A 15,028-nucleotide genomic window follows, 5' to 3' on the forward strand; every position below is an offset into this window, starting at 1 on the left:
CACTGCACCTTCCCCTGTGTGAAGTTTACGCGCTCGTGACCAGTTCCGACTCGGAGTCCGCTTCCGGCGTCGATTCCGAGCGAGTGCGCCCGAGCACATTACTCAGTGCTGCAGCGCCCGGTCCGATGAACACCAGAAGGAGCAGCGCCCAGCAGAAGAGAACCACCGAGTCACCGTCGTTCTGGATCGGCAGGACACCGTCGGACTGATGCTTCCAGAAGTACGCGACGGCCATCGACCCGGATCCGATGAAAGCTGCAGTGCGAGTGCCGAATCCGACGATGATCAGAATTCCGCCGACCAACTCGATGACGGCCGCCCACCCACCGGGCCAGTCCGTCCACGTCGACGTCTGCCCGCCCCACGGAGCGACCGGCCACGCAAAGAGTGTCGACAAGCCGTGACACAGAAACAGAAACCCGACAACTACCCGAAAAGCTCCTATTGCCCATGGTGCACCGATATTCAGTGTTTTGTTCACCGGAAAAGTATGGCACACCTTAGTAAGGCATGGCTTCCCTAGGTTTAATACTCAACCAGTCTGCTGTGCGTCTTGGTCAACCCCGGGAGGTTGACAAAGGCGCACAGCAGTCTGGGTTCAGCGAAGCGAAATCCCCAGCAGTGCATCGACGGCATCGGCAAAATCGGCCGGTGCCTGCGAATCCGAGCCGCCACCCTCGATTGCGCGGGTCGCCCATCCGTCCAGAGCGTCGAGAGCCTTGGGGGTATCGAGATCGTCCGCCAGGTGCTGACGCAACCGCGCCACCGTATCGGTAACCGACTGTGCGGAGGTCAGGGCTGCGGCGCGACGCCACAATGCAACACGAGCCTGTGCGGCCTCGAGAACCTGCCCCGTCCACGCCCGGTCCTGCCGGTAGTGCCCCGAGAGCAACCCGAGCCGGATCGCAGCCGGATCAACACCTTCACCGCGGAGCTTGGACACGAACACCAGATTTCCGCGGCTCTTCGACATCTTCTCGCCGTCCAAGCCGATCATGCCGGTATGGACGTAGTGTCGTGCGAAACGCCGATCCCCCGTGGCAGATTCGGCATGTGCAGCCGAGAATTCGTGATGCGGGAAAATCAGGTCGCTGCCGCCGCCCTGGATGTCGAAACCCGAGCCGATGCGGTTGAGTGCGATCGCAGCACACTCGATGTGCCAGCCAGGACGACCCGGACCGAACGGCGACGGCCAGGACGGCTCCCCCGGCCGCTCGGCGCGCCAGACCAGCGCGTCGAGCGGGTTCCGCTTGCCGGGACGATCCGGATCTCCACCGCGCTCGGCGAAGAACTTCTCCATCGTCGCGCGGTCGTAACCGGACTCGTATCCGAACTGCTCGGTGGCGTCGGCACTGAAGTAGACGTCGGGGAACTGGGCGTCGTCGACCGTGTACGCGGCGCCGGAGGCGAGGAACTTCTCGACCAGCTCGATCACCTCGTCGATCGACTCGACCGCACCGATGTAATCCTTCGGCGGCAAAACGCGTAGCGCCTCCATGTCTTCACGGAACAGCGCCGTCTCACGCATGCCCAGCACGATCCAGTCCTCGTTGTCGCGCGCAGCGCGCTCGAACAGCGGATCGTCGACGTCGGTGACGTTCTGGACGTAATGGACGTCATGGCCGGCATCGCGCCACAGGCGGTTCACGAGATCGAACGCAAGATAGGTGGCGGCGTGACCGAGATGGGTGGCGTCGTACGGTGTGATGCCGCACACGTACATGGTTGCCGTTTTACCGGGGGTGACCGGGCGAACCTGACGGTCGGCTGTGTCGTACAGCCGCAACGGCGGACCCTGACCGGGAACGGACGGGAGTGCGGTATCGGACCAAGACTGCATGACGAAGAGCCTAGTGGAGGCCGTTGCGAGCGTCGAAAGGTGTTGGCCGATCGAGGCACCCCACAACCGCTCGGTCCGCCGCTATGGTCGTTCAGCGAGCTCCACCGGACCCTCAGAAAGGCACTCACCACATGTCGCGCATCGCCGCCTGGTTCACCGGAATCGTCGCCGTGTCGCTTGTGACCACTACCGCCTCGACGGGAGTGGCGGCCGGCATTCCGGCAGTCGGCGGCACCGTCGTGGCGGTCGCGGATGCGACCGACGTCGATGTTCCCGGTGCAACCGACATCCGGACGTTCACTTACCGGACATCCGGCGCCGAGGGAGTGTCGAGCGCACAAGTGTTCGTACCGGAGGGCCGAGCGCCCGACGGCGGCTGGCCCGTGCTCGCGTGGGCGCACGGCACGGTCGGGATGGCCGACGAGGACGCCCCGTCGCGATCGGGAGTGATGTACGAGATCTATCGCAACCTGTTCGCGGACTGGTTGAGGCGCGGCTTCGTCATCGTGGCCACCGACTACGCCGGCCTGGGCACCCCCGGCGTCCACCCGTACCTGAACGCAGACGTGGCCGCGCACAACGTCGTCGACTCGGTGCGAGCAGTGCACGAACTGGTCCCGGCAGTGTCGGATCGATGGGCTGTTGCGGGTCAATCCCAAGGCGGTCACGCCGCGCTGGCAACCGCAGCGCGCGCCGAAATCCTCGCCCCCGAACTCGATTTCCGCGGCACACTCGCCAGCGGTGCCCCGGTGAACCTCGACCGACTGGCCGCACTCGCAGGTCCCGAGTTCCCAGATCTGCAGCTCGACGGACTGACACTGTACATGGCGTACATCGCTGCCGGACTCCGAGACACCCGGCCGGATCTCGACGTCGACGGATACCTCACACCGCGCGGGCGCGAACTGGTCGACGCTGCCGACACGATGCCACTCGCTCAGTTCAAACCACGCGCCAACGAAGTCCAGGTCCGCGAGCTCTTCAATCGACCGCTCGCCGGTACCGCCTTCCCCCAGGCGCTGACCGAGTACCTCGGCGTACCCACCACGGGATTCGACCGCCCGGTCATGCTCATCCAAGGACTCGGTGACCAGGTGGTGCCACCGCCGCTGGCATTGTGGTTCGCCGCCGAACTCGCCCTGGCCGGCGGGAAGTTCGACCTGCGCCTGCCCAGCGGTGGCCACGTAGACGGCCTGGCACAGTCCAGCGACGAGGTAGGCGCATTTCTCGATCGCGTTCTTCGCTGACTGTCGGCATGCCCAGATCGAGAAGAGCCGGCACAATCCAACGAAGGCGACGAACCCGACAGGAGGGTGGCAGGCGTGAGCAGCGACGGCCTGGACGGCTGGCCCACCGGCCGACTGCTCTCCACCGCTGCCCGTCTGGTCGAACACTCGTGGGAGAAGGTTCTACGATCTCAGGACATGACTCACGCCGGACTCATCGTCCTGCACTCCATCGTCGACGGTCCGGCCTCCCAACGCGACATCGCCAAGAATGCCCGAGTGACTGATCAGACGATGAGCCGAACCGTCGACAAACTCGAACGAGCCGGATTCGTCACCCGAGACACCGATCCACGAGACGAGCGCCGACGTGTTGTCGCGATCACCTCGCAGGGGCGGCAAACGTACGAAAGGCTGCTCGCGCTGGAAGAACACGATGCCGCCTTGACGGACGGAATCGGTGACGTGGATGCACTACGCGAACAGCTCTTACGACTGGTGCGGTCCCCCGAACTCAACCCACCGGAAAGCTGAATACTCCATCATGCGCGCTTATATCGCCGAGACGATCACCTATCGCCGCAAATAGTTCACAAAATTTTCTTCCAATGGTGAAAAGACATGCAACCGCAATACTTGATCGAGTTCGGCTTCTGACCTTTGTGCGCAAAATGGCTCGATACTCTAAATTCGACAAATCCATGCGGCCGATGACTGTGCGCGATTCCTTCATCGTCAGCGAGGATCTGAACCTCTTCTCGCCCTTCGTCCTCACCAGAAAAGGTCGTGGCGCGCACGTCGGCAGTACCGGGCCGTTGACGGCACCGGTCTGCAAGTTTTCGAAAAGGAACCAATAGCCGACTAAATTACCTATGCCAGAGCGACTGCTCCAGCCTTCGAGGAAATCGAGGCCGCGACCACGCACAGTCCCACACCCCCCTCACTTTCGGTGCCGTGTCACACTGCCCACCAACGACACGATATGTTCGAATCACACAGGACTACTGTCTGTACCACCGCTTCCAAGAACCAGAATTACTCGGAGGAATTGATGAAGGCTGTCGATGCACCGCTGCTCGATCTACTGAAAAAGAGCACTCAGTTCGTCGTGCCCATCTATCAGCGTCGATACTCCTGGCAGCAAGCCGAATGTGAGCGACTCTGGAACGATATCCTCCATGCGGGCTCGACAGATACTCTTGTTTCGCACTTCGCCGGTTCGATCGTCTATGTGGAACGAGACGAAGGAACCAAGACCTCGTCCGAACCTGATCTGATCATCGACGGACAACAACGGGTCACGACCGTCATGATCCTGCTCGCAGCACTTGCCACGACACTCGACAATGCACCCGTCGGCCGGAACGAGCCCGTAGAAGGATTCTCCCCCAAAAAAATTAGGGGCCGATATCTCACAAACTCCGACGAGGACGGCGAGCGGTATTATAAACTCGTCCTCTCCAAATCGGACAAAGGTGCCCTCAAAGCGATCCTCGACGGCTCGTCTGACCCACAAGGGCAATCAAGCCGCGTCCTGGACAACTACAATTGGTTCGTATCAAAACTAGGGTCCTCAGATCTCGACATGACGCAGATCTGCCTGGGGCTCAAAAAACTGATAGTAGTCGACGTCAAGCTCACTCGAGGTTCTGACGATCCGCAACTGGTCTTCGAAACCATGAACTCCACTGGCAAGAAGCTCTCGCAAGCCGATCTGATCCGAAACTTCGTTCTCATGGACCTGCAACCCTCCGAGCAATCGCAGTTGTACGAGCGGTATTGGCTTCCCATGGAACGTACATTTGCCGGCCCGGACGAAGGACGTTTCGACGAATTCGTGCGCCATTATCTGACACTGAAGACTGGAGCTATTCCACGCCTGGGCGATATCTACGACGCTTTCAAGACCTACGCCAGTGACGAGGCGAAAATCGGCACAAATCGAAACCAACTGGTGGTCGATCTACACAAACACGCTATGTGGTTCTCAGCTATCGCGCTCGGAACCGAAGCAGACCCAAAACTTGCTCACGCTTTCCAAGACCTCGAACAGCTCAAAGCTACAGTCGTCTATCCCTTCTTATTGCGGGTGTATTCCGACTACGACGCCGGCTGCATCAGCAGCACCGAGGTCGAAAAGATACTCGCAATTGTCACGTCCTACTTGTTCCGCCGGGGTGTCTGCCAAATACCCCCCAACAGCCACAACAAGACTTTTGCCGTACTAGGCGCAGCGGTCGATCCGACCGACTACGTCAACAGTGTCGCCGCGCGATTGCTCTTGGCTCCGACGAATGCCCGATTCCCAAGCGACGACGAGTTCCGTGGCTCGCTCACCACTAGCGACTTGTATCACTTCAAACGTGCTCCGTACCTACTGCGCAAATTGGAGAATGCCGGCCGAAAAGAAGAAGTCCGGACCGCTGACTACACGATCGAACACATAATGCCGCAAAACCCGAACCTCTCGGCAGAGTGGCGCACCACTCTCGGAGCGGATTGGAAAATAGTGCAGGAGTCATACCTTCATACACTCGGGAACCTCACCCTCACCGGGTACAACCCTGAGTACTCCGACAAACCGTTCTCCGAGAAGCGCGATATGGAGGGAGGGTTTCGTCAAAGCCCGCTCCGCCTCAACCACGGGCTTGGCCAACTTGAACAGTGGACTGCGACTGAAATCCTTGATCGAGCTGACCGCCTGACAGCCAAGGCTATGACGATCTGGACACACCCCGACATTGGTACTGAAGCACTCGAACTGTACCGCAAAAGATTTGCCGAACGGTCCGGATTTGACTGGAGCCTCCTTCATTCAATCCTCGCCCTATTACCCTCGGGTAAATGGACCAGCTACTACCTGCTGGGCGAAGCCATAGATACCCATGCCCAGCCCGTAGCCAACCATCTCAGCAGATGTACTCACTGCACAAACGCGCACAAAGTTCTTACCTGGGACGGAAAGATCGCCCAAGGGTTCCGTTGGGTTGACCCGAAAGATCAGCGGAACCCGCAAGCACTACTTGAAGCGGACGGAATTGCTTTCACCGATGGCGTCGCTGATCACGACAGCATGCTCGTGGCTGAAGACCTTCTCGCCCTCATCGGCGATTGACACGCGCCGCATGATAGTGCGGGCAAGACAATCCTTCGGCTGGATCTCGCCAAGTGCAGCACCAGAGGCATCGGAGATCCTCACCGACGGATCTGTTTCCAGCTGTCCCGACGGTGACGCACGTCATCGCAAGCTCGCATTTCGCACTCGCGGTGACCAGCAATGCGGCGCCGGCCGACTCGCCGCCACACAATGGCGGGGTTCGGCAACATCGGGATCGAATACGCAGTTGCTCCGTCGTCTACCGGACCTGATTCCATTGTCGCCCCTGAAGATTGGCGCACGTTCATCGAGCTGCCGACCGCCCCCTGGCAGACAATCGCTACACCTACTGAGAGGGAAGGCACTCCACTCCGACGGTTCGGATCGGCTGCAAACCTGGTCACCCGTGCAGGAGCTGTCCAGGCGGTCCGGAACGATCCGCCGATACGGCGTCATAGCAGAACCCCACCCTACCGGCGAGGCTCAGAACGCCGGCCAGGGAATGGTTCGATGTCCACTCGGGAACGGCATCACCGGAGTCTGGGCCACAGCGGCAGCTCGCGCCGCCAGTGATGCGACTTCCTCGTCGGTGATCAACTCGGACAGTTCGTCACCCAACCTGCCGGAGACGGTCGTGACGAATTCCGCGACATCCACCACCAGCGGGGCCGGGATCTGCTGACCGGCCCAACCCCAGAGCACCGTGCGCAACTTGTTGTCCGAGTGCAGACAGATGCCGTGGTCGACGCCGTACACCGAACCGTCGACGCCTTCGAGGGCGTGTCCGCCTTTACGGTCGGCGTTGTTGATGACGACGTCCAGCACAGCCATGCGCTGCAGTCGCGGATCGTCGGCGTGGATCAGCGATACCGGTTGTCCTTCGGAATCGTAGGCCTGCAGGATCTCGAACCAGCCGACGGGAACGTTGTCCGGACTGCACAGATCGACCACGTCGAGGCCACCGAGATCGTCTGAGCGCCGATCGACGGTCTCGATGAACCTTTGCACCATTCCCGGTCCGAAAGGACCGTCCCGCCACACCGTTCGAGGTATCACACCCCACCCGAGCGCCTCGGAAATCCGGTAGGACGCAACTTCTCTACCGGCGAGGGTGCCGTCGGGAAAGTCCCACAGGGGTTGCTCCCCTCGCACGGGTTTGTAGACCACCCTCATGGAGTCGTCGCCGATCGTCGCATCGCACACCAGCGTGGCGTTGCTGGCGGTGGTGATCTGTCCGATGACGGTCAGCTCGCCGTCGAGCAGGACGTCGGGTTCGGCGTGTCCTGCCATCGTTCAGTCCTCGTCTCCGTCGGCGTCGTCGACGGCGAAGCCGAACGACTCGCCACGGCGGTACCCGTTGGTGCGGACGCAGACGTGACCTTCGGGCGCGAGCGGCTCGCCACACAGCGGGCACGGCGCTCGGCCGGCGGCGATGACTCGTTCGGAACGCAGCGCGAACTCCCGTGCCTGTTCCGGGGTCAGGAAGACGCGCACCGCATCCGGGCCGTCGTCGGCGTCGTCGAGGACCACGGACTCGTCGAATTCCGTTTCGGTCACAGCCAGCAATTCGACGACCACCGCGCCGGCATCGGCGTCCCAGCCCAGACCCATGGTGCCGACCCGGAATTCTGCGTCCAACGGTGTGATGAGCGGGCTCAGATCGTTGATGTCACCGGCTTCGGGCGGAACGTCGGTTCCGAAGCGCCGATGAACTTCCTCGAGAAGCAGACCCATCCGATCCGCGAGAACCTGTACCTGTTGTTTTTCGAGCAGAACACTCACCACACGGGTGTCGTGTACAGCCTGCAGGTAGAAGGACCGGTCTCCCGGCTCGCCTACCGTCCCTGCGACAAAGCGGTCAGGAGTGCGAAAAACGTGAATCGCCCGCGACATTGCACCTCCTCGGGTTCGAGCCGGATGATCGGTCGTGCTCGCTCATACGCCGGTCTCCCCGCCAGGAACAGAGGCCGACGCGCCGGCCGACGCCGGGGTCCTGGCCGCACCGATGGCCGCCAGAACATCTCCGGTGTCGTTGACACGCAGGACGAACGGTGACGTTTCGGTGTAACGGACGACGCTCATGGATGCCGGTTCGGCGACGATTCGTTGGAATGCATCGAGGTGCATTCCGAACGCGTCCGCGAGAATCGACTTGATGACGTCACCGTGGCTGCATGCCACCCACACGACGTCTTTGCCGTGCTCCTGCGCCAGACGCGCATCGTGCTCACGAATCGCTGCCACGGCGCGAGCCTGCACCTCGGCCAATCCTTCGCCGCCAGGAAAAACCGCGCCCGAGGCGTGCTGCTGCACCACTTTCCAGAGTGGTTCCTTGACGAGCTCGGCGATCGGTCGACCGGTCCACTGCCCGTAGTCCACCTCGATCAGCCGTTGGTCGATCGTGGGAATCAGCGCCCGATCGGCTGCGAGCGGTGCGACGGTCTGTTCGCACCGCTCGAGCGGCGATCTGACGATCTCGACGACGTCGAGACCGGTGAGCCGATCGACCAACGCCGCCGCCTGGGTTCGACCGTGATCGTCGAGTTCCACACCGGGCGACCGACCGGCCAACGTGTGGGCCGTGTTGGACGTCGACCGTCCGTGCCGAAGTAGGACAACTGTCATGCCACAACCCTAATAGGCCGTACGGACTTCGGTTCGATCGTCCGGGATGAAAACCGGGCTAAGTCGCCGACACCACGCCCGTGGCCAGCAGCGCAAGCACGACTACGCCGAGAGCGATGCGGTATCCCACGAACCAGTACATCGAGTGATTCACCACGAACTTCAAAAGCCAGGCAATGGATGCGTAACCTACCGCGAAGGCGATCACGGTCGCGACGAGCAGTTGGGCGCCACTCGCGTTGAGACCGTCACCGGCAGGTTCGAAGGCGTCGGGAAGACTGAACAAACCGGATGCGAGTACTGCCGGAATGGCCAGGAGAAACGAGTAGCGCGCGGCAGCTTCACGGGTCAAACCGAGGAACAGACCGGCGCTGATGGTCCCTCCCGAGCGAGAGACGCCGGGGATGAGGGCCAGGGCCTGGGCAGAACCCATGATGATGCCGTCACGCATGGTCAGCGACTCGACGGGTCGGATCTTGCGTCCGTAGTACTCGGCTGCCGCGATCACCAGAGCGAAGATGATCAGCATCGAGGCGATCAGCCACAGATTTCGTGCGCCGGTACGGATCTGATCCTTGAACAGGATTCCGAGAATACCCACCGGAATGGTACCGATGATCACGTACCAGCCCATCCGGTAATCGAGGTTCGTCCGGTAAGCCGGATTGAACACTCCGCGGAACCACGCCGTCACGATCCTGGCGATGTCGCCGGCGAAGAAGATCAGCACCGCCAGTTCGGTTCCCAGCTGGGTCACCGCGGTGAACGAGGCACCGGCGTCGCTGCCGAAGAAGATCTCCGAGACGATCCGCAGATGACCGGACGACGAGATCGGGAGGAACTCCGTCAAACCCTGCACCAGGCCGAGAACCACTGCCTGTAACCAGGTCATCGCCTCGCCCGTCATCGGCCTGCCTCGCTGGTTACGAACAGGGTTCCTGCGCACCGATTTCGTGCGTCGAGTTCACGTTTCACCGGCGTGAGGTTACCGGTGCTCGAACCCGCCCGCAGACTCCGGCACGCTGGTGTCCGAATACCCCGACACTCGGGGGACGCACACTACGCTTCTCATGGTGAGATCTCCCGGGTGCAGCACTTGCGCATCCGGGTCGAGTGCGAGATGCAGGCGGTTATGAAACACAGATCAGTCGGAGCGAGCGGACTTCGAGTCTCGCGACTTGGACTCGGTACCCTCACCTGGGGGCGCGACACCGACGGCGACGAGGCCGCCGCACAGCTGTTGGCGTTCGCCGAGGCCGGGGGAACTCTGGTGGACACCTCTCCCGCGTACGGCGGCGGCGCTGCGCAACGCATCCTCGCCGAACTCCTCGACGACGTCGTTCCCCGGGACGAGCTGATCGTCAGCTCCAGCGCGGGAATCGATCCGACGCCGGTAGGGACGGACCGCGTCGACTGCTCCCGGCGAGGACTGCTCCGACAACTCGACGCGACGTTGCGCGAGTTGGGGACCGATTTCCTCGACATCTGGCAGGTGGCGGCGTGGGACCCTCTCACGCCGGTCGACGAGGTCGCCGCGACGCTCGACTACGCGGTCGCCAGCGGCAAGGTGCGGTACGTCGGTGTACGGGGATATCTCGGGTGGCAGCTCGCTACCGCCGTCGGAGCAAGCGGAACGGCGGCCCTGACCGCGACCCAGGCCGAGTACTCACTACTCGCCCGCGGCGTGGAGGAAGAGTTGTTCGCCGCGGCCGATCACCACGGAGTCGGTGTGTTTGCCGCGGTTCCGCTGGCAGGCGGAGTTCTCACCGGGAAGTACCGCGACGGCATCCCGGTCGATTCGCGTGGCGCGGACGATACCCATTCCGAAGACGTGCAGACCTATCTGACCGATTCGGCCGTTCGAGTCGTGGATGCGGTGATCACCGCCGCCGACGGGTTGGGCACTTCACCGCTGGCGGTGGCACTGGCTTGGGCGCGGGATCGGCCCGGGGTGGCCAGTGCCGTCGTCGGAACTCGTGACCTGGCGCAGCTGACCGGGGTCCTCGTCGCCGAAGAACTGGAGCTGCCGAAAGCGATCAGCGCCGCACTCGACGACGTGAGTGCTTGACCTCACGCTCCACCGCCTATCGGGCGAGGGCAGGCTAACCTGTCGGGTGAAGGTTTTCCACAGCCCCAGGAGTATCCATGACCTCGCTCGACGCAGGTGACCGTTCCACCGATGCCACTGCCGCCTTCTCCGAGCGAATCAAAACGGAAACCGAGGTCGCGCACCGGGCGACCGAGCAGTCACGTTTCGTCGGCGCCCTGCTCGGCGGCGAACTGACCACGGCCGGGTATGCGGCCCTACTCGGTCAGACGTACCTCGTCTACACGAGCCTCGAGGCAATCGGACGCACGTATGCCGACAACTCACTGGTGTCGCCGTTCCTCTCGGACGATCTACTGCGCGCCCGGGCACTGGAAGCAGATCTGGAATTCCTCAACGGCCCGCAGTGGCGGAACGACCTCGAGGCACTACCCGCAACGACTCGGTACGTCGCTCGTCTGACCGACGTCGCCGCCGAGTGGCCGGCCGGGTTCGTCGCACACCATTACCTGCGCTACCTGGGTGATCTGTCAGGCGGTCAGATCATTCGTCGAATGCTCGAGCGCGCCTACGGGTTCCAGACGGACGGCCTGCGGTTCTACATCTTCGAGGGCATCCCGAAACCGAAGCCGTTCAAGGACGCGTACCGAGCCAATCTCGACGCGCTGGACTTGTCCGCGCAGGAGCGGCAACGCTTCATCGACGAGGTGAATCTCGCGTACCGGCTCAACGGCGATCTGTTCGCCGATCTCGAATCCGACATCGAGAGCTACCTGGTCAAATGATGAAGCGTGTCGCCGCAGCAGCGCTGGTGACGATCGTCGGTTTCGGATTGGTCGCCTGCAGCACGAGCCCCGATGTCGCGTCGGCGCCATCGGCACAGACCGCGGTTCTCGACGACCCGAGCCCGATTCCGGTCTCGACCGATCCGGCTGCATCGCTGCCGGTGACCGTCACGGGATTCGACGGCGTCGACGTCACGATCACCGACAACAGTCGGATCGTTGCCGCAGACCGCTACGGGACACTCGCCGCGACGACGGTCGCGCTGGGCCTCGGCGACAAGTTGGTCGGCCGCGATACCGCCGCGAAGTTCCCGTCCGTCGCCGACGTCCCGGTTGTGACGGTCGGCGGTCAGTCGCTGAACACCGAGGCGATCCTCAACCTGAATCCGACCGTGGTCCTCACCGACACCAGCATCGGGCCGCAGAGTGTGCAGGATCAATTGCGCGCCGCGGGTGTCGCGGTCGTCTTCTTCGACCCAACCCGCACCCTGGCGGGCTTGTCCGGCCAGATTCAGGCCGTAGCCGACGCACTCGGTGTTCCGGCGCAGGGTGAGGCTCTCGTCGACCGCACCGCATCGGAAATCACCGACGCACGCTCGTTGGTTCCCGGCGAGGAACAACCACTGAAGATCGCGTTCTTGTACATGCGGGGCTCGGCGATCACGATGATCGGCGGAAAGGGTTCGGGCGCCGACTCGCTCATCGACGCTCTCGGCGGAATCGACGCGGGCAGCGCGTCCGGCATCACCTCGCAGTTCGTGCCCATCACCAGTGAGGCATTGATCGCGGCGGCGCCGGATGCACTGCTGATGATGACGGACGGCCTGGCGTCGATCGGCGGCATCGACGGACTCGAGAAGATACCCGGCATCGCCCAGACCCCCGCAGGCAAGAACAAACGGGTGGTCGACATGGCGGACGGTGTACTGCTCAGCTTCGGGCCCAACACCGGTCGTGTCATGCAGGCACTCGCCCAAGCGTTCTACCAGCCCGCGTCTTCGTGACCGCCGGTACGGAAGGCGACGCACCGGCCCGAGCCGCGTCGAGATCCCGCGTCGGAATCGTGCTGACGGCACTGGCGATTTCGCTCGTCGTCGTCGCCGTCCTGGCGGCATGCATCGGGCAGGTACCCACGTCACCGATGGAGGTGCTGGGCAGTATTCTGCACCGCATCGGTATCGATCTGGGCCCCATGCCCGCCCACCCCAGTGGCGAGGTGACGCTGTGGGAAGTACGTTTCCCGCGCGTGACACTCGCGATCTGCGTGGGCGCCGCACTCGGATGCTCGGGCGCGCTCCTGCAAGGGGTGTTCTCCAATCCGCTGGCCGAACCCGGAGTCATCGGTGTCTCGGCCGGGGCGGCGGTCGGTGCCAGCGCGGTCATCGTCGTCGGCGGTACGTTCGTCGCCGGTTGGGCTGTCGCTGCCGCCGCATTCGTGGCCGGACTGATCACCACCGCCGCGGTGTATCTACTCGCTCGCCACGAGGGTCGAACCGAGGTGGTGACACTCGTTCTGACCGGGGTTGCGATCAACGCGTTCGCCGGTGGGCTCATCGCGTTCTTCACCTTCGTGGCCAGCCCGTCCGCCCGCGATCAAATCGTGTTCTGGCAACTCGGTTCACTCAACGGCGCCACCTGGAGCGCCGTTCTGATCGTCGCCCCCATGACGGTGGTCGGGATCGCCGCAACCATGCTCATCGCTCCCCGACTCGACCTTCTCGCGCTCGGTGAGAGCGCCGCACGGCATCTGGGGGTGAACGTGGAACGGTTGCGCCAGTTCGCTGTTCTGATCGTCGCGCTGCTGGTGTCCGCCAGTGTCGCGTTCACCGGAATCATCTTGTTCGTCGGACTGATCATTCCGCATCTGATGCGCATACTCGTCGGCCCCGGACACCGGGCGTTGATCCCCGCAAGCGCGCTCGCGGGCGCCCTCGTGCTACTGCTGGCCGACCTCGGGGCACGGTCGTTGGTCGCCAACGCCGATCTACCTCTGGGAATGTTGACGGCATTGGTCGGTGGACCGTTCTTCTTCTGGCTTCTGCGTCGAACTCGCTCACGGCAAGGTGGGTGGGCATGAGTTCCCTGATCCGTAGCTGGCGCGAGAAGTTCGGACGGATCCCCCCGGATCCGGTGCAGCCCGCGATCGGGGAGGTCACACTCAGCGCAGTCGGTATCACCGTCGAACGCGGCGGGCGGCCCGTCCTCGACGGGGTTTCCATGGACATTCGCGCCGGCGAGGTCACCGTTCTCGTCGGACCGAACGGTGCCGGAAAATCGACCCTCCTGGCTGCCCTGGCGGGCGATCAGGCCGTCGTCGCCGGGCGGGTAGAGGTCGACGGTGACGAACTGTCCACCTGTACACCGGTTCAGATGGCCCGCCGGCGTGCGGTTCTTCCCCAGAAACACACCATCGGATTCTCGTTCACGGCGCAGCAAGTCGTCTCGATGGGTCGAGCGCCCTGGACCGGTACCCACCGCGAAGACCAGGATTCGGCTGCCGTCGCCGACGCCATGACGATCTGCGATGTGACGAAGTTCGCGCACCGCCCGTTCGCGGCACTGTCCGGGGGCGAGCAGGCACGCGTCGCGCTCGCTCGTGTGCTCGCCCAGGACACCTCCACGGTCCTGCTGGACGAACCCACCGCCGCCCTGGACCTCGGACATCAGGAAGCAGTCATGGCTGTGGCCCGCGACCGCGCCGCCGCCGGCGCTGCGGTCGTCGTCGTCCTGCACGATCTCGCCCTCGCCGCGGCCTACGCCGATCGCATCGTCGTCCTCGAAAACGGACACATCGCCGCTGACGGTTCACCACGTGAGGTTCTTCGCGAAGCCCTCCTCACCCGCGTCTACGGCTATCCCATCGAGGTTGTCGATCACCCGAGAACCGGAGCGTCGCTGGTGATCCCCCGTCGCGATGCCGACCCGCACCACGTCGAGCAGCACATCTCGTAGATGGTGACCATCGAATTCAGTCCACCACGAACATATTTCACCGGAACCGAGATCGAGAATCCGGCTTCCCGATCGCCGGCATCGAACTCGCACAGCCGAATCCATGACACAGCGTCCCGTACCAGAGCCGACACGCTTCGCGGATCCGCCAGGTCTGTGTCGGTCACCGACCATCTGACCGTCGCGGCTACGTCGTCGACACCCGGGACGAGCGCTTCCGCCTGCACCGAATAGACCGTGACGACCATTCGATGTTCCTGCACGCGGAAGGCGAACGCGGCACCGTCCGAGCGACCGAATCCGTGCGCGTACGCACCCGTCGACAGGTACTCGACGACGAACTCGACGGGCCCGCACTCGGGAACGACATCTTTGACGGACACGATGATTCCTTCCTCGACCCCATCCTCGACTCCGCCCCCTGAATCCGCTCTGGTCTCCACCGGGGACGCTAAC

At 63.1% G+C, this 15,028-nt stretch carries 15 protein-coding genes; 8 read left to right on the forward strand and 7 right to left on the reverse strand.

Going from position 1 to position 15,028, the window contains the following annotated elements; all coding sequences use genetic code 11:
• Positions 1 to 25: 25 nt before the first annotated feature.
• Both ABH922_RS10805 and mshC read right to left on the reverse strand, forming a co-directional pair.
• Positions 26 to 481, reverse strand: a complete 456-nt coding sequence (locus tag ABH922_RS10805; protein ID WP_424806922.1) for a DoxX family protein — start codon at positions 479 to 481, stop codon at positions 26 to 28.
• Between the two features lie 117 nt (positions 482 to 598).
• Positions 599 to 1,840, reverse strand: a complete 1,242-nt coding sequence (gene mshC, locus ABH922_RS10810; protein WP_424806923.1) for a cysteine--1-D-myo-inosityl 2-amino-2-deoxy-alpha-D-glucopyranoside ligase — start codon at positions 1,838 to 1,840, stop codon at positions 599 to 601.
• 131 nt (positions 1,841 to 1,971) lie between these two features.
• Here mshC and ABH922_RS10815 point away from each other — a divergent pair, with 131 nt between their 5' ends.
• The 3 genes from ABH922_RS10815 to ABH922_RS10825 all read left to right on the forward strand — a co-directional run bounded on the left by ABH922_RS10815 (position 1,972) and on the right by ABH922_RS10825 (position 6,181).
• On the forward strand, positions 1,972 to 3,087 hold the full coding sequence (locus ABH922_RS10815) for a lipase family protein (protein WP_424806924.1): 1,116 nt from the start codon (positions 1,972 to 1,974) through the stop codon (positions 3,085 to 3,087).
• Between the two features lie 75 nt (positions 3,088 to 3,162).
• Positions 3,163 to 3,600 (forward strand): MarR family winged helix-turn-helix transcriptional regulator, encoded by a 438-nt coding sequence (locus ABH922_RS10820; protein ID WP_424806925.1) that lies wholly within the window; start codon positions 3,163 to 3,165, stop codon positions 3,598 to 3,600.
• 517 nt (positions 3,601 to 4,117) lie between these two features.
• Positions 4,118 to 6,181: a DUF262 domain-containing protein gene (locus ABH922_RS10825; RefSeq protein ID WP_424806926.1), complete on the forward strand. Its 2,064-nt coding sequence runs from the start codon at positions 4,118 to 4,120 to the stop codon at positions 6,179 to 6,181.
• A 465-nt stretch (positions 6,182 to 6,646) separates the two neighbouring features.
• On the opposite strand, the gene ABH922_RS10830 is transcribed toward ABH922_RS10825, so the two are convergent.
• The 4 genes from ABH922_RS10830 to ABH922_RS10845 are packed head-to-tail and all read right to left on the reverse strand — an operon-like array spanning position 6,647 to position 9,695.
• Positions 6,647 to 7,453, reverse strand: a complete 807-nt coding sequence (locus ABH922_RS10830; RefSeq protein WP_424806927.1) for an SCO1664 family protein — start codon at positions 7,451 to 7,453, stop codon at positions 6,647 to 6,649.
• Between the two features lie 3 nt (positions 7,454 to 7,456).
• Complete coding sequence (locus tag ABH922_RS10835; RefSeq protein WP_424806928.1) at positions 7,457 to 8,056, reverse strand: DUF3090 domain-containing protein; 600 nt, start codon at positions 8,054 to 8,056, stop codon at positions 7,457 to 7,459.
• A gap of 42 nt (positions 8,057 to 8,098) precedes the next feature.
• Positions 8,099 to 8,788 (reverse strand): histidine phosphatase family protein, encoded by a 690-nt coding sequence (locus ABH922_RS10840; RefSeq protein ID WP_424806929.1) that lies wholly within the window; start codon positions 8,786 to 8,788, stop codon positions 8,099 to 8,101.
• Between the two features lie 58 nt (positions 8,789 to 8,846).
• Positions 8,847 to 9,695, reverse strand: a complete 849-nt coding sequence (locus tag ABH922_RS10845; RefSeq protein ID WP_424806930.1) for an undecaprenyl-diphosphate phosphatase — start codon at positions 9,693 to 9,695, stop codon at positions 8,847 to 8,849.
• A gap of 225 nt (positions 9,696 to 9,920) precedes the next feature.
• Here ABH922_RS10845 and ABH922_RS10850 point away from each other — a divergent pair, with 225 nt between their 5' ends.
• The 5 genes from ABH922_RS10850 to ABH922_RS10870 all read left to right on the forward strand — a co-directional run bounded on the left by ABH922_RS10850 (position 9,921) and on the right by ABH922_RS10870 (position 14,572).
• Positions 9,921 to 10,856: an aldo/keto reductase gene (locus ABH922_RS10850; RefSeq protein ID WP_424806931.1), complete on the forward strand. Its 936-nt coding sequence runs from the start codon at positions 9,921 to 9,923 to the stop codon at positions 10,854 to 10,856.
• 77 nt (positions 10,857 to 10,933) lie between these two features.
• A complete protein-coding gene (locus tag ABH922_RS10855; RefSeq protein WP_424806932.1) occupies positions 10,934 to 11,620 on the forward strand; it encodes a heme oxygenase (biliverdin-producing) in 687 nt (228 codons plus the stop codon).
• Positions 11,617 to 12,624, forward strand: coding sequence for a heme/hemin ABC transporter substrate-binding protein (locus tag ABH922_RS10860; protein ID WP_424806933.1), 1,008 nt, complete (start codon positions 11,617 to 11,619; stop codon positions 12,622 to 12,624). The genes ABH922_RS10855 and ABH922_RS10860 overlap by 4 nt, the downstream gene beginning before the upstream one ends.
• Complete coding sequence (locus ABH922_RS10865; RefSeq protein WP_424806934.1) at positions 12,621 to 13,697, forward strand: FecCD family ABC transporter permease; 1,077 nt, start codon at positions 12,621 to 12,623, stop codon at positions 13,695 to 13,697. Before ABH922_RS10860 ends, ABH922_RS10865 begins: the two co-directional genes overlap by 4 nt.
• The gene (locus tag ABH922_RS10870) at positions 13,694 to 14,572 is read left to right on the forward strand and encodes a heme ABC transporter ATP-binding protein (protein WP_424806935.1); all 879 of its coding nucleotides are present in this window, start codon (positions 13,694 to 13,696) and stop codon (positions 14,570 to 14,572) included. The genes ABH922_RS10865 and ABH922_RS10870 overlap by 4 nt, the downstream gene beginning before the upstream one ends.
• Here the strand turns inward: ABH922_RS10870 and ABH922_RS10875 are convergent.
• Positions 14,494 to 14,955 (reverse strand): hypothetical protein, encoded by a 462-nt coding sequence (locus ABH922_RS10875; RefSeq protein WP_424806936.1) that lies wholly within the window; start codon positions 14,953 to 14,955, stop codon positions 14,494 to 14,496. The two genes, ABH922_RS10870 and ABH922_RS10875, sit on opposite strands and share 79 nt — an antisense overlap.
• Positions 14,956 to 15,028: the final 73 nt, after the last annotated feature.

This window comes from Rhodococcus sp. 27YEA15 (assembly GCF_049739425.1).
In the GTDB taxonomy this organism is placed as follows: Bacteria; Actinomycetota; Actinomycetes; order Mycobacteriales; family Mycobacteriaceae; genus Rhodococcus_F.

Excerpts from the sequence above, each read along its gene's own strand:
- mshC (WP_424806923.1), bottom strand. The coding sequence starts at position 1,840 with ATGCAGTCTTGGTCCGATACCGCACTCCCGTCCGTTCCCGGTCAGGGT.
- ABH922_RS10815 (WP_424806924.1), top strand. The coding sequence starts at position 1,972 with ATGTCGCGCATCGCCGCCTGGTTCACCGGAATCGTCGCCGTGTCGCTT.
- ABH922_RS10825 (WP_424806926.1), top strand. The coding sequence starts at position 4,118 with ATGAAGGCTGTCGATGCACCGCTGCTCGATCTACTGAAAAAGAGCACT.
- ABH922_RS10830 (WP_424806927.1), bottom strand. The coding sequence starts at position 7,453 with ATGGCAGGACACGCCGAACCCGACGTCCTGCTCGACGGCGAGCTGACC.
- ABH922_RS10835 (WP_424806928.1), bottom strand. The coding sequence starts at position 8,056 with ATGTCGCGGGCGATTCACGTTTTTCGCACTCCTGACCGCTTTGTCGCA.
- ABH922_RS10840 (WP_424806929.1), bottom strand. The coding sequence starts at position 8,788 with ATGACAGTTGTCCTACTTCGGCACGGACGGTCGACGTCCAACACGGCC.
- ABH922_RS10845 (WP_424806930.1), bottom strand. The coding sequence starts at position 9,695 with ATGACGGGCGAGGCGATGACCTGGTTACAGGCAGTGGTTCTCGGCCTG.
- ABH922_RS10850 (WP_424806931.1), top strand. The coding sequence starts at position 9,921 with ATGAAACACAGATCAGTCGGAGCGAGCGGACTTCGAGTCTCGCGACTT.
- ABH922_RS10855 (WP_424806932.1), top strand. The coding sequence starts at position 10,934 with ATGACCTCGCTCGACGCAGGTGACCGTTCCACCGATGCCACTGCCGCC.
- ABH922_RS10860 (WP_424806933.1), top strand. The coding sequence starts at position 11,617 with ATGATGAAGCGTGTCGCCGCAGCAGCGCTGGTGACGATCGTCGGTTTC.
- ABH922_RS10870 (WP_424806935.1), top strand. The coding sequence starts at position 13,694 with ATGAGTTCCCTGATCCGTAGCTGGCGCGAGAAGTTCGGACGGATCCCC.